Raw genomic sequence first — 13,157 nt, 5'->3', positions numbered from 1 at the left:
CGGACGACCACCATGCCCAACATCTACAACTTGCCAAAGCTGACCGATGAAGCCGACTATCCGAGCCCGCCACGGGCCGGTGAGTGGCTGGAGTCCGGCCGTTTGGGCGATCTGGCGACCTCTCTCGACAACAACACCGATGCGATCGACATCGACCGACTGAAGTCGCTGCCCGACCCATGGGCACGTCCGCTGCTGTTCAATCAGGCGCTGACAACCAAGGATCACATCGCCAAGGCGGGTGCGCGGGCGCAATGGCGGGGCTTGCTGGCGCTGGTGGCGCTGCGCCACTTCTATCCCCAGACTTACTTGCTGGCGGTGCAAACGGTCGATCTGACCGATCAGCGCGTCGGCAATGCCAAGTTCCGGCAGGTGCTGCGGGCTTTGGCCCCGGTCGATACGCTCGTCTCGGGTGTGGACTGGAGCCGGATCGGAGTGCTGACGATCCGCACTGCCGGGCAGGACGTGTTCGATGTCGGGCGGCCGGAAGCCATCGGCCTGATGGTGCCGAACTGCCTGTTCGCACCCGCGCGCGGCGCGACCAACGTGGTGATGCCCGACATACCGTGGATGCGCCTGGGCCTGAGCGATCCAACCAACTGCAAGGACATTTCCGGTGAACAGTGGGTCGCGCTCTACCAGTATCTGGTAAAGGTGGCCGAGCGACTGCTCAAGTCTGACATCTCGACCATGCGGGGCGGGTTGATGGTGGAGGAAATCCGCGCTTTCGCCACTGCCTGCCGCGAAAAGATCCAGCAGGCAGGGGCAACGCCGTTCGACATCAAGCTCGAAGGCTCCTCCGACACTTTGCCGCACCCCTTCTATGCGGATCTGTGGAACGCGCCTGCTGCGACCGAAGAAGCTGTCAAGGGCGGGTCGGAATGCCAGATCCTGCTCAACGAAAGCAACGGAATCGCCTTCACCCCCGAAGAATTGAAGGAACTGGCTAAGGCTGGCGGACCGGCCACCAAGGACCGTAAATTGACGGGCGTGATCCTGCTCGATCAGGACATCGCCTCGCGTACGCTGGGGAAGCGTGCCGAGGATGTGCGGCTGTTCGGCCGCTACAAGCTCGGCACCATCGATCAGGGCGGCAACCGCATCGCGATGCAGGCCGATGCCGAGCGAGAAGGCTTCATGGTCATCACTCCGGACCAGATCTTCACCCGCAAACTCGTGCGTCTGGTGAACGAAGGCCGGGTTGATGCGCATGGCCCCAAGTGGGAGCGTTTCCTGCTGCCGCTTAGCCCGCTGGCGCTGTTTCTGGTGCCGCGCGACCGCGTCATGCAGCAGCTTGCCATCACCGATCGCGGCGATCGCTTCGAGGTCAGCCTTACCCTGTTGCTGGTGGCGCCCGACGCCCAATCGCGTGCGCCACAGCACACCATCACCCGGTTTTACGACAAGGCCGGCGATGTGGTCGAGGATAGTGTGCCTGATGACATCATCATGTGGCCCGATGTCGATGTGCCGCGCTGGCCGTGGAACTTGATGCGTTACAGCTTCAGTTCCGAATACGAGATGGCTCCGCGCTTCGCGGCTTCGATGAAGAGCCTGTCGGAGATTATCACCCTCAGGGCCAACAAGAACCGCGATGAGGCGGTGCAACTGCTCAAGTCGCTGGGCTCGTCCGAGGACCTCGTGTTCGAGCGGATGGAGCGGTTTTTCCAGGGTAATGTCGGGGAACTGCGGGATGCGCAGAACAACCTGATCGCCCACCGCTTCCGCTTTATCGACCTCGGAGATTCGATTGGCGAACAGCACATTCTGGGCGAAGGGGCCGACTACCTGTTCTTCGGGATGCAGCCGGAAAGTGGCGGCGGGCTGATGCCGGCAGGATGCATGTTGCTGCCCGAGCGCCGAGTGGCTCAGGGCCAGGGGACGATGGAAGTCGCGGTCGATTTCGGTACGACCAATACGGTCGTCTATATGAAGTCGGCCGACCGCATCGAAAAGATGCTGTTCCAGTCGCGCGTGACCCGCCCGATTTCTAGCCGGCTTGCCGACGAGGATCAATTCGCTTTCGATTGCGTCGCGTTCCTGCCGGGAGCGGAGGTTGAATCGCCGTTCCCGACGGTGATGCACATGCGCAGTTTCGATGTGTCCGACCACGGACTTTCCGCGCAGCTTGCGGATAGCGTCCCCGTGGCCGCCGACAACATCTTCTTCATGCCCGAAGTGGCCGACAAATTCGGCTATGCGGTCGAACGCCAGAAGAGCGGCGCTCTGGAGTTCGATCTCAAGTGGCGACCGGGCGACGAGAATAAACGGCGCGTGAAGCGCTTCCTGCGGCAGATCGTGATGATGTGCAGCGTCGAGGGCATGGCGCGGGGCGTATCGCCCGATCGCATCAAGTGGCATTTCTCTTACCCGCAGGCATGGAATTCGGGTCAGTCGAAGAACTTCAAGGAGTCCGTGTCCAACGCCTGGAAGGAAATTATGCGTCCGATGCTTGGCACTGACAGCCCGGCACGGAATGACGAGATTATCGGTCAGTATATCCACTTCGAAACCGAAGGCGCTGCTGCGGTCCGGTTCTTTACCCATGGCAAGGGTGAGGTCGGCGGGGCGGCGAAGCTCATGATCATGTTTGACATCGGCGGTGGGACAACCGAAATCGCAGTCTATTTCCGCGGCGAGGAGATCATCTGGCGCAGCTCGTTTCGTCTGGCAGGGGGCGATTTCTTCACCCGCTTCCTGTCGCAGAACATCAGTATCTTCAATCAGTTTCGTGACGGCGGATCGAGCATGGAAGATGTGCTGCGCAAGTTCGGCACCAACTCCTCGACCAATCATTTCGTCGAGCTTTACATCAGCCAGCCCAACTTCAACGACGTCTTTGCCGAGAGCTTCCCGATGTTCAGTGATGAACCGGAAGGTATCGGGCTGCTCAACACGGCAACGGTCGCGCTGGCGGGGCTGTGCTATTACTCGGGTCTCGCGCTGCGCAACCTGATGCGTAAGGGGCTAATCAACGAAAGCGACGTCCGCGACCTCACCATCGCCTTTGCCGGGCGGGGTTCGAGCTTGTTCCGCTATCTCGGCAAGGCCAATGATCCGGACAGCACCATGTCCCAGATTGCGGCGATGATCGGCGATGTCGTTCACGCCAAGGCCGACGGGCGCGAAAACGCCGATCCGAGCGAATGGGAGCTCACCAACCTGCGGACTCGCGACTTGTTCTCCACCCTTCCCAAGCACGAGGTCGCTCACGGCATGTTGTGCGGCGAACCGAACATGAAGAGCCGCCACGCGCTCAACCGGGATACCCCGCTGGGTGAGAAGGTCGATCTGACGGACGGGGAGCGTAAGATCTTCGAGGCGGACCAGTTCGTCGAAAAGCTGCCATCCGGGGCGCGGCTCAACGAAGTCGGCAATGACGAATTTGATCGGTTCCTCAACCTACTGGCAATTCGCACCGGGCTGCACGTGAAGCTCGATTCCAAAGGCGGTCTGGCGCGAGACGAGATCAACAACAAGGTCGACCGTGAGTTCGCCCGGGCGCTTCAGGGGCTTGAACACGCCGATGACGACGAGACCGGCGAGACGCTCGATATCGAGCCGCCCTTCATCACTAAGCTGCGCACGCTGGTTCACCTACTCGCCCGCAATGTCGAGGAGCGCAAGAACATCTTCGTGGTCCAGAACAGGGAACCTCGCTAATGCCGCAGCGGCTCGAGACAAGGTCAACCACCGTCAGGGCCGTATTCGGGGCAGCACTCGTGCTGTTGGCGGCAGCGGGCGAAGCGCCTGTCGCCGCGCAGGCTTCCGCAACCAGGGGGACAATACAGGTTCCCGCCAGCTCGAAAGACTCTTCGGCTCCGGTCGGGCAAGCTGCTGAACCCTCTTCCCAAGTGCCGGTGGCGCCAGCATCTGCGTCGAGTAGCGCAACAGACGCATTCGAAGGTGTCGATGCGGGTCAGACCGCGGCCGAGATGGAACAATACGGTAGTTCCGGTCATATTATTTTTATGGTTATTGGCGTATTACTTGCGTTGGTAGCCGCTGCGATCGCCGTACTGCTTATCAAGCGGCGGCGTGATCCCAAGGCGTCTCATGAGAGCGAGGAACTGGGCATGGGCTCTGACAACCGACCTTCGGCCCGGCGGGGCCTCGTTCCGGGAGACCACCGGGATACTGTCATCGACGATCTACTTCGCCGGGTGACGGTGATGGAGCAGCGCATTATCGCACTGGAGAACGGACCGGCGATGCGGCCCCGTCCTGCTTCGGCCGAAGTGCCTCCGCCGCCACCTCAGCCCCCGTCGCAGCCCGGCTATGGGACCGATCAGCAGGACAATTATTATGATCGCAGGCGCGAACCGCAGAACCTGCCGGAAGATGGCTGGCCTGCATCCGAGCGCACACCCGTGCAAAGCTACAATGCCGAACCGCCGCGCGCCAAGCAGCCGGGCGCCGAGTTGGCGCAGCAATTTGCCGCCGACCTCGCCGAGTTTTTCAATCGCGCGAACAAGCCCGACTTTGATGCGCTCGCCACCCAGTATGGTGCGGAGTCCTTCACCAATGACCGCCGTGGCGATTTGGCCCAGCTCATCAAGGACCCGAATGATCGCTTCTGGGTGGTGCCCGTCCCCGGCCGGCCCGAAATCGCGCTGATGATCCCCGGCTTCACCGTCAAGAAATCATGGGCCAAGTTGCGCCAGCCCGAAACCGATCACCCGCTTGCGTATCACTTCGAACTGCGCCGCGGGGACCGGTTGCAAGTGATAAAGCCCGCGGTTCTGCAGCGCAACTCCAACAACTTCTGGGAATTGCAACAGAAGGGCGAGGTTGTGGGAATTTCGTGAACCGGCGCATGCTTTGATGTCGACTGAAGGGGGCAGAGCAGTCGTTACGGCCAGGGTCGCAGGGCGGCCGAGACGGCTGGCGACCGAAAAGCAATGGCGCGCTGCCATTAGCGGCGGCGATCTCAAACCGGACGATCTGGTGGAATACGAGGCTCCAGATTGTTCGCCCGAAACCCGCGCGGCCGGTTATGTGCCGGAATTGCAGGGGCTCTTTGAAGAATTGCTGCCCGCTTTTAGCGATTGGCGCAAGCCTGCCGATCCCGTCCTGGAGGTTCTGCACCAGACATACGACCACGTGCCCTCGGATGAGGTCGATTACCTAAAGGGTTACACGGCTCCTATAGAGGTTGCCGCCTCGGTACCGGTTGGGGGGCGTGCCAGCCGTCAGGCGCCGAAGAAGAGCGCGCCCGTCGCATCGGTCAAGCCGGTCTGCCCTGACCCAGGTGGAACAGGCAGGCAGGATCAGGGCAAGTCCCCATCGCCCTTCCTGATCGGCAGCGGGGCGATCGCGGTGCTTTTGCTCGCCTATGTCGTGTTCGGTGGCCCGGGAGACGAGTCAGAGCCAGCGGAACAAGTTGCCGCCAGCACCGCAGCGCCCAAACCGCTCACGCCTGTCCCGACCAAAACAGCCGTCGCGCCTGAGTCGGATGTGGCGACGCCGTCACCGACGCCTGTAGCGCGCGCGGTGGCGCAAAGCGAACGGCAAAGATTGCAGCGTGAGGCGCGTTCGACGCCGACGCCCACTCCGACTTACGTGCCCCCTCCTCCGGCGGCCTTGGTATCTCAGGCGCGCGCGGTGCAGCCGCGTGATCAGTCGCGCTGGGCCAATCGCATCGGGGAGGATTACCCCGCGCGTGCCCGGCAGCGCGGAGAGGAGGGCACAGTCGGCTTTCGTGTGACAGTAGGGCCGAACGGCAGGGTCGAAGCATGCGATGTCACTAGTTCCAGCGGATCTACCGATCTCGACAAGGCCGCCTGCCAGGGATTACGCCGCTATGCCCGCTTCAACCCCGCGTTAAACGACGCCGGTGAACCGGTCGCCGTGACTTGGAGCTCCGCTCTGACGTATCGGCTGGACTAGCAATACTGATGCTCGTCCTCTTGAGGGCGGCGATGACGAGTGGGAAAGACCGAATGACTGACGAGGGACGCAACCCGATTATCTCTGTCAAGGTTGCAGGGCGGATGCGCCGACTGGCGACGCCCAAGCAGTGGCGAAGTGCAATCGCCAATGGCGAGTTGACGCGCGACACGTCGGTCACGATCGAGCGCGGTCCGGGGTTGCAGTCCCAGCGTCAGGCCGGCGAGATCGAGGAACTGTCAGCACTGTTCGACGAACTGGTGGGGTCGGCGATTGCGCCGCCACCCGCTCCGCCTCCGCCTCCGCCTCCGCCTCCGCCTCCGCCTGCACCCGCACGTCCGTGGGGCGAGGAAGCATCGCCGCCGCCCCCTTCGCCACTCGCTCAGGGCGCTTCGTCGGACGAGGAAGTGGTGGAGACAGTTGACCAGACATCCGATTGGCCCATATTGTCGCAGACAGGCACAACCGGAGGCAGCAAGGCACCGTTGGTGATCGGAGGCGGACTGCTGGCGTTTCTGGCGGTCGGTTACGCCCTGTCCTCCGGGTCGGGGGATCCATCAGGATCGGGTGCGCAGGAAGAAGCGGTAATCGCCGCCGACAGCCAGTATTCCGAACGCTTCTTCGCATCGCGCGATCTTCCAATCCGCACCAGCCGCAGCGAGGGTGCGCGGCAAAGCGGCCTGCTTTCCCGCGGAGAGCAGGTAGCGACCAAGCCGCCCGTGGATGGCTGGGTCGAACTGGCCTATGGCGGGTTTGTGCGCGTTGCTGATCTGCTGCCCAGCGCGCCGCCCCAGCTGGACCAGTCGACGCGCGACGATTACTTCACCGTGGAGCCCGTGCAGGTCTTGGCCGCGCCTGAATCCGGCGCCGCACCCATCACGTCGATCGACAAGTTGAAGCGCGTCAGCGTGCTGGGCACGGTTAACAGCGAATATGCCGAAATCATCACCGAACAAGGCGAGGTCGGCTATGTGAACTGGGAGAGCTTCGGCGGCACTGGAGGGAGGGGCCGGAACGCCTGGGTGGCGGTCAACAACCGCTGTAATCGCACCAAGAACATCGCCTTCAGCCTGACGATCAATGGCACCCGCACGACCCATGTCGGCTATTGGACCTTCGCTCCGGGCGTTAATGGCCAGATCGAATATAGCAACGCTCCGGGCCAGCGCATTTATGTCGATAGCGTCTTCAATTTCTTCGCTGACCTCGGGGATGATTTCCATCTGTACAGTGACGATGCGGTCGTTCAGCAAGGCGATGACAAGGTCCTCGTCAACGGCAGGTTGGTCGAGATGAAGCGCATGGTGGCCGAATTGACTCCGGATGGAGCCTATCAAGTCACATTCTGCTAAGTATCGAAAAACTTTATCATTCTCACCAGACCCGGCATCACCATCCGGTCACAAGCGCAAGGAACTGCCGAATGCTGCTCCACCAGCGCCGCCTTTTTTTGGCTGTGGCGATCGTGGTCATGTTGGGCGGTGTGATCGGCTGGACATGGCGCGACTGGGCACAGCTTATGGGCCGGGAGCAGAGCGAAGGATCGTTTTCATCGCCGCACATTGCGGCTGGCGCGGCGACGAACCGTTCCACTAACCTGCCGATCCAGCCTGGCGACTGGAAATGGCAGCGCGAGGGCGACACCTCGGCGGCGCAATTCGCCGGGACGCTAGTCACGGTCACCTGCGATCTGTCTGCTCGCACTGTCTCGATCGGGCGGCGGGCAGAGGCGGCAGAGGCTCCGGCGGTCACGATTCTGACCAGCACGCAAAGCCGTACCTTTCGCAGCCGGAAGCTGCGCAGCCAGATCGTGGTGACGCTCGCGGCGGACGACGCCTTGCTCGATGCCATCGCGGTCAGCCGTGGGCGTTTCGGGGTCGAGGCGGCGGGGCTTGTAGGAGTCTATCCGGGCAGCTGGGCCGAGGTCAGCCGTGTGGTCGAGGACTGCCGCGTGCCGCTCTAGGCGGCTTCAATTCGGGCAATAAACATACTCCGCGTACCCGTCAAAGCGCTGCGCCAGCGACTGGTCGACCATCACTGTCATGTCGAAAGTGCTGGGATAGAGCGGAGCGCGGCGTCCGGCGTGGTGGGCGGCGAGTTGGCCCTCCCACTGGGCGCGTTTTGCGAATAATTGGCGGAAAGAATGCGCTGCCAGGTCGGCTGCTCGGCGAGGTTGAACAGCCATGCCTTGGGCTGCTTTTCGTTGACCTGAAGCTTCCAGTTGCCCGCTCGCACGGTCTCGTAATTGCTGTAGTTCCAAAACACATGGCGTACTAAGGCAGCACTCGGACGACGATCAGTCTACGCGACTAATTGGGCAAATCGATTACTCCCGCAAGCCCTTTCGATCACGGTCATGACACTGATAATTTTACATAATTCACAAACTGTCACATGTCGGCAAACTGCGCGCTTCTGATCCCGGATGTGCAGCTCCCGCAGCGATTTTGAAGAAAGCGGAACAGCAGCAACCGACCCAGACCCAGTCGTTCACGTGAGCCACCATACACGTACGCGTTTGACAGAAGCAGCCAACAAGTCGCAAGCGACGGCAATACGGCATTGCTCCTTCATTCGTAAAGAAGAAGCAGTCGTTCGCACAGGAGTGCGGCCGCGTTGTGTATTACGATATATCCTATGTCGCGCGAGGGCTGGGTGCGCGTTAGTGCTCCCCTATCGAAATCCCTAGATGTCCTCCGGCTTCAGCCAGCTGGCCGCCCAGACGATGTATCGATCTTCCAGCGCTGTCTGAATTTCTTCAGTGACCTTGCTGTCGATCGCGGCTTTAACCGCAGCCAGCTGTGTAGCATCGAGACCGCTGACGCTCGCTTTCACGTCCGCGGCAATTCGAGTTGCGATGGATGAAGCGGATTGCGATTTGCCAATGTGGAAGACAGTGATGGCCTTCATCAGGGCGTACTCAGGATTGCTCTGCAAAAATTGACGGCATGCTGCAAGGCGCGGGTTGTTGTCCATGCGCACCTCGTCCACGAAGATCTGCTTCAGAAGAACAATCCGCATTTGACCGGTCGTCGTTACTTCACGGTTCTTTGCCTTATCATAGGCCGCCTTCGCGGCTGCCTCTACGCAGTCGACGGCGCCAGTTGGAAGTCCAGCCGCGACCGCTGCCTGAACAAGATCGGCGTCGGCGCCCGCCTTCAGATTGCTTTCGAGCTTGTAGCTGTAATCGAGCGTCCCGCTTGCGGACTGAGTGTCGAGATCGGTTGCAGCAAAGGGCGTCGTCGCAGCATTGTTGCACGGACTTCCCAACGCGCCGCGCGTGTAGGGCTGACGATAAGCCCTGCCGACGAAGCTAAGATAGATTGGTTCACCCGCGACCTTCTCGATCACCGGCGGATTGAGATTAAAAATTAGAGCCCGGGGGGGCATCGTCGGGATGACAGCGGACATTTTGGAAGCCTGGGCAAGCATCCGCGTAACTAAGCTTCTTGTGCGGCAATTGTACCCCCGCGCAACCCGTAAGCGAAGCAGCAATAACAGCGAATATCGCAAGCTTTTTCATGACCCCCCCTCGAACCGTTACTTTGACTGAGTTACCATCCAACGGAGATTCTGCAAATAGCGGCTACGGTTCATTCTTGATGCCCGGGAGCAGTTTAGGTCGTTTGCCGAATGTCCGCTCTCGGTGTTTCGAGAACCAGAAGTCGGCAAAAGGCTTAGGAGCCATCGATATGCCGGTTGGTTCGTGTGAACAGGGATTGTCGGCTTTTGGCAGATCTTGCCGTCGGACAAGTCGCGCGAGAATGACCGGAAAGTCGGCGAAAGCTGACGCTCAGCGGCGTGGGCGGCACCGGTGGCTAAGTTCCAGATCCGGCCATCGAAGCCGATAGGCGACCCCCTCTGCTTTCGGGCATCGGCGCTTCAATCCAGTTGATTTTGCCGTCATCATGTTCGTCACAACCCATTCGCTCGAGCTGCTTGCCAATACGTTTCGGCCCGATATTTGTAGGAGCTTATAAAAAGCATATTTTCAGAGGGTGGTGAAATGAACGATAGCGCGACAGACGCGTCCAACCAGCTTTCACCGGTTGAGATGCAACGCGAGATACAGGCGAGCTATGATCGGATCTCAGCGCTTTGGGACACGCATCACACCGAAATACTAGGCGGCAAGTGCGGGTTTTCGATACTGGGCTCAAAGCCGGTGCAGAATACCCCGCTGATGATTTTGGGGCTCAACCCTGGGTTCAATTCCGAGGATGAGAAGGGTGATCCCCATGTTCAAAGGACCTGGCCGGACCAATCGTACTTTGAGCATGACCAGCATAGATACAAGGACCGGCTCGCAGACCTTTTAGACTTAGACGGCCAACGGAACATTCTTGCGGAAGCGGTCGTTGCGAACTTCAATTTTTTCAAGAGCAATAAGCTGACCGGCAAGCATCATCTGGCGTGGTCCCAGGTCCCACGAGAGTTGCGCAGGACACTTGAAACAGCGTGTCTTGAAGAGCTGCAAAACATTCTATCCGTTCTCAACCCCAAGAAGAATTTGGTCCTCGGCATGAAGGCCGCAGACGCTCGCCTGCCAGGTGCGCAGCAGCAACTTTGTGATGCACGCGGTAATTGGCTGATAGCAAAGGGTGACCTTTGGGGTAGGCCCGCCGTTGTGGTCAAACATCCAAACGGTGCAAGGTGGTCAAGTTGCGATTGGGATAGAGCCAAGCAGTGGTTTGCTGACAACGGCTTATCCAGCGGCCAAACCTAATCCGATTGATCGAATCACTATGACATACGGATGACGGCTGCGCTGCTGCGCACGATCCGATGCCGCGCAGTGGCGTGATGATGGGCAAGCTCACACGAGGCCGCAGCGATCCAGCGATAGCCATAGCTGTCGAATAGCAGCAGCCGGTTGTCGCTGACGCCCACAATGGTGGTGTAGTGCTGATAGCTGCCAGCCAGTTCGACCAGCACGGGCTCGCCCATACGCGTATGGCTATCGATCAGGGCAAGCGCACCGTAGAGGTCAGATCGCTTGATCTTTTGCAAGATCGGCACACGGCGCAGTCTGGCGCCCGATAAACGGCTCGCTTCAGCCAGCAGCTTGTCGGTGAGCCACGTCCACGTTGGTTCGTCCATCCCATGCTTGATCGCACTGTGCAGCAAACCCCGGTGCTCAAGCGCTGCAATACCATGCTGGAACATTCGCCGTGAGCGATAGGCATTGCGCTCCAGCATTGGCCACTGGGCCAATTGGATAGCGTTGAGCGCCGAGTATAGACCGCACAGATTATCAAACCGGCCCTGGCGAAAGGGGATTAGCCGTTCAGCTGCCTCCTGCAATGCGCAGCGCTGGACCATGGGCTCAATACTCCCCAGCCAGCATGATGGTCAGCACGCGCGTGGTGACGGCAGGATCAGCTGGATCGGGTGAACCGAACTGCAGATTGCGGTCGTAGTAGTCGATTTTCCAGAAGATGCGGTGTCCCAGCACAGTCAGTGCCCCAAAGTCGCGTTCGCCGTAGGGATTATTGTTGGGTGAGAACTGATCGAAACTGCGCACGGCCTCGAGCACCGCTGGAACCGCGCGTGGCCCCAGATCCATAATGCCTGACGTGATGGCCAACTGGCCATCACGTGCACGACAGCGCAGCTCATCATTGAGCTGGGCAATCACGCTGGATCTGGGAATGGTGGTTGAATTGTCGCCTTTGCAGGCAAAGTTGTCCTGTTCGCTGCCAGCCATGGCATCGTTTCCTTGTTCCAAATTGTGGGGAGAATGGGGAGGGCTGTTAGATCAGCTTGATCAGACGGCGCTGCGCGGCACGGTCGCCGGCGATGTAGCGCTCAGTCGTAGTGAGTGCCTTGTGGCCTGCGAGTTCCTGGATATCGCGCAAAGAGCCACCGGTGCGTGCCAGCATCCGCGCCGAGCGGGTGATGAACGTGCGCCGTCCGGAGTGCGACGAGCAGCCGATAAGACCCAAATCGCGATAGCTTGCTGCAAACCAGTTGACGACGCTGCGCGCTGTCATGTGCTCGCCCCGCTCGGATCGAATGACTGGACCATGATGAGGTGAGCCATCATGAGCATGCAGTTCCATCAGCGCGCTTCGAATGTCGGGGTGCAATGGAATAGTTCGGCCCGAGCCTTTCTTGGCAATCCTCGGCGGGAGTGTAAGCAGCGCACCAACCTTGTGTGTGCTGGTCAGCAGCATAGTCCAGTCGACGCCAGCGATCTCGCAGGCTCTGAGGCCCGCCTTGAAGCTGAGCAAGACAATGACCCGATTTCGGTAGGCGTGACGTTGGTGCTCGACGAGCCTGAGCAGACGACGCACGTCTGCTGGCTCCAGCACCCTGGCGGGTTGCCGGTCCATTGTAGGTTCCTTGTGATTGTGGGAAAGTGCGTGTCAGCTATGTGTGCTGCGCGCTCATTATGAATAGCACAGCCAATGCGCTGCGTCAATTAAGACATTGAATTAAAAAATTTCTATCGCATTTTTCGTGGATTCCGCCGCATTTTCCGGGTTTGACGTAAAGTGCTACAGGCACGCGTTTTTCGCTCATAGTCGACACTGAATAGAGGCACACAACGGAGGTGGTTTGCCCCATTTCAGCCAATGTCAACCGTAGTTCCACAAGCGTCACATCCTCGGGCGCTTCCTCGCTCTCGAGGATGTGACGTGACTCCCAGCTTTGCCCCAGCTGCAAATAGAGCCGCGCGGTTGTTTGCACTGCTACCCACCCTTGGACCGCTCGGGTCTGGAGTTTTCCGGCCTTCCCAGATCCGGAGGGCTGGTTTTACCGGTTGAGCATGCCCGCATGATCGGGGGGATATTCCCGATCGCGCTGTTCTGTCGCACTTCGTTGTATTGCCTCCGCCAGGCCTCCAGCTTTTCGCAAGCAACTTCTAGCATTAGTAACCAGTGAGCGTTCAGGCATCCACTGCGCAGGTGCTGTTGGACGCCTCGATAAACGCATTGTCTATGGGCTTGCCAGGGCGGTAGAAGTCAAGGATCACACCGCCCTGGTAAGCCCCCAGATCCATGTCCCGAGAGATAAACTCACTGCTGTTGTCGGCCCGGATCATCCTAGGATAGCCGATATGGTAAGGGCAGGGGCAGGGGCAGGGGCTGGAGAAATCACCGCTGTGCGCGCGACGATAGAGGGTGGTGCGCGACTTGAAGCCGGTGACGTGCAACACGTCGGTCACGGTCAGAAGCTGGTCTCGATCAGGTGGCATTGCGATGTCCTTTCATTCGTTGGAATGCAGGATGTGGCTCAGCGGGGCGACCTATGCCATTCAGTAG

11 protein-coding genes and 1 pseudogene are annotated in these 13,157 nt (G+C 59.9%); 6 read left to right on the top strand and 6 right to left on the bottom strand.

Going from position 1 to position 13,157, the window contains the following annotated elements; all coding sequences use genetic code 11:
- The first annotated feature begins 12 nt into the window (after positions 1-12).
- The 5 genes from ACLBKT_RS09285 (at position 13) to ACLBKT_RS09265 (ending at position 7,852) form a co-directional block, all read left to right on the top strand.
- A complete protein-coding gene (locus tag ACLBKT_RS09285; protein WP_410182633.1) occupies positions 13-3,663 on the top strand; it encodes a hypothetical protein in 3,651 nt (1,216 codons plus the stop codon).
- Positions 3,663-4,808 carry a hypothetical protein gene (locus tag ACLBKT_RS09280; protein ID WP_410182632.1) on the top strand — a complete coding sequence of 382 codons (1,146 nt, stop codon included), beginning with the start codon at positions 3,663-3,665 and terminating at the stop codon, positions 4,806-4,808. Before ACLBKT_RS09285 ends, ACLBKT_RS09280 begins: the two co-directional genes overlap by 1 nt.
- 16 nt (positions 4,809-4,824) lie before the next feature.
- The gene (locus ACLBKT_RS09275; RefSeq protein WP_410182631.1) at positions 4,825-5,889 is read left to right on the top strand and encodes a TonB family protein; all 1,065 of its coding nucleotides are present in this window, start codon (positions 4,825-4,827) and stop codon (positions 5,887-5,889) included.
- A 53-nt stretch (positions 5,890-5,942) separates the two neighbouring features.
- The gene (locus ACLBKT_RS09270) at positions 5,943-7,241 is read left to right on the top strand and encodes an SH3 domain-containing protein (protein ID WP_410182630.1); all 1,299 of its coding nucleotides are present in this window, start codon (positions 5,943-5,945) and stop codon (positions 7,239-7,241) included.
- A 71-nt stretch (positions 7,242-7,312) separates the two neighbouring features.
- Entirely contained in the window at positions 7,313-7,852 is a 540-nt protein-coding gene (locus ACLBKT_RS09265) for a hypothetical protein (RefSeq protein ID WP_410182629.1), read from the top strand.
- Positions 7,853-7,929: 77 nt separating this feature from the next.
- Here ACLBKT_RS09265 and ACLBKT_RS09260 read toward each other — a convergent pair whose 3' ends face one another.
- Entirely contained in the window at positions 7,930-8,154 is a 225-nt protein-coding gene (locus tag ACLBKT_RS09260) for a hypothetical protein (RefSeq protein WP_410182628.1), read from the bottom strand.
- Between the two features lie 420 nt (positions 8,155-8,574).
- Entirely contained in the window at positions 8,575-9,300 is a 726-nt protein-coding gene (locus ACLBKT_RS09255; protein WP_410182627.1) for a hypothetical protein, read from the bottom strand.
- A gap of 595 nt (positions 9,301-9,895) precedes the next feature.
- Between ACLBKT_RS09255 and ACLBKT_RS09250 the strand changes: the two genes are divergently transcribed.
- Positions 9,896-10,615: a uracil-DNA glycosylase family protein gene (locus ACLBKT_RS09250; RefSeq protein WP_410182626.1), complete on the top strand. Its 720-nt coding sequence runs from the start codon at positions 9,896-9,898 to the stop codon at positions 10,613-10,615.
- 17 nt (positions 10,616-10,632) lie between these two features.
- On the opposite strand, the gene ACLBKT_RS09245 is transcribed toward ACLBKT_RS09250, so the two are convergent.
- From ACLBKT_RS09245 to ACLBKT_RS09230, 4 genes and pseudogenes are all read right to left on the bottom strand, one after another.
- Positions 10,633-11,211, bottom strand: coding sequence for a hypothetical protein (locus ACLBKT_RS09245; protein WP_410182625.1), 579 nt, complete (start codon positions 11,209-11,211; stop codon positions 10,633-10,635).
- 4 nt (positions 11,212-11,215) lie between these two features.
- Entirely contained in the window at positions 11,216-11,596 is a 381-nt protein-coding gene (locus ACLBKT_RS09240) for a DUF3768 domain-containing protein (RefSeq protein ID WP_410182624.1), read from the bottom strand.
- A gap of 46 nt (positions 11,597-11,642) precedes the next feature.
- Positions 11,643-12,224, bottom strand: a complete 582-nt coding sequence (locus ACLBKT_RS09235) for a tyrosine-type recombinase/integrase (RefSeq protein ID WP_410182623.1) — start codon at positions 12,222-12,224, stop codon at positions 11,643-11,645.
- A gap of 360 nt (positions 12,225-12,584) precedes the next feature.
- Positions 12,585-12,952: pseudogene (locus ACLBKT_RS09230) on the bottom strand (integrase core domain-containing protein); the annotation flags it as partial.
- Positions 12,953-13,157 lie beyond the last annotated feature (205 nt).

This window comes from Erythrobacter sp. W302b, assembly GCF_046452395.1.
Classification (GTDB): Bacteria; Pseudomonadota; Alphaproteobacteria; order Sphingomonadales; family Sphingomonadaceae; genus Erythrobacter.
The sequence above is the reverse complement of the archived record's forward strand: the minus strand, read 5'-3'. Positions and strand labels throughout refer to the sequence as shown.

Bases quoted from the DNA above. Each gene is read 5' to 3' on its own strand.
- ACLBKT_RS09285 (WP_410182633.1), top strand. From the start codon at position 13: ATGCCCAACATCTACAACTTGCCAAAGCTGACCGATGAAGCCGACTAT.
- ACLBKT_RS09280 (WP_410182632.1), top strand. From the start codon at position 3,663: ATGCCGCAGCGGCTCGAGACAAGGTCAACCACCGTCAGGGCCGTATTC.
- ACLBKT_RS09275 (WP_410182631.1), top strand. From the start codon at position 4,825: ATGTCGACTGAAGGGGGCAGAGCAGTCGTTACGGCCAGGGTCGCAGGG.
- ACLBKT_RS09270 (WP_410182630.1), top strand. From the start codon at position 5,943: ATGACTGACGAGGGACGCAACCCGATTATCTCTGTCAAGGTTGCAGGG.
- ACLBKT_RS09265 (WP_410182629.1), top strand. From the start codon at position 7,313: ATGCTGCTCCACCAGCGCCGCCTTTTTTTGGCTGTGGCGATCGTGGTC.
- ACLBKT_RS09255 (WP_410182627.1), bottom strand. From the start codon at position 9,300: ATGTCCGCTGTCATCCCGACGATGCCCCCCCGGGCTCTAATTTTTAAT.
- ACLBKT_RS09250 (WP_410182626.1), top strand. From the start codon at position 9,896: ATGAACGATAGCGCGACAGACGCGTCCAACCAGCTTTCACCGGTTGAG.
- ACLBKT_RS09245 (WP_410182625.1), bottom strand. From the start codon at position 11,211: ATGGTCCAGCGCTGCGCATTGCAGGAGGCAGCTGAACGGCTAATCCCC.
- ACLBKT_RS09240 (WP_410182624.1), bottom strand. From the start codon at position 11,596: ATGGCTGGCAGCGAACAGGACAACTTTGCCTGCAAAGGCGACAATTCA.
- ACLBKT_RS09235 (WP_410182623.1), bottom strand. From the start codon at position 12,224: ATGGACCGGCAACCCGCCAGGGTGCTGGAGCCAGCAGACGTGCGTCGT.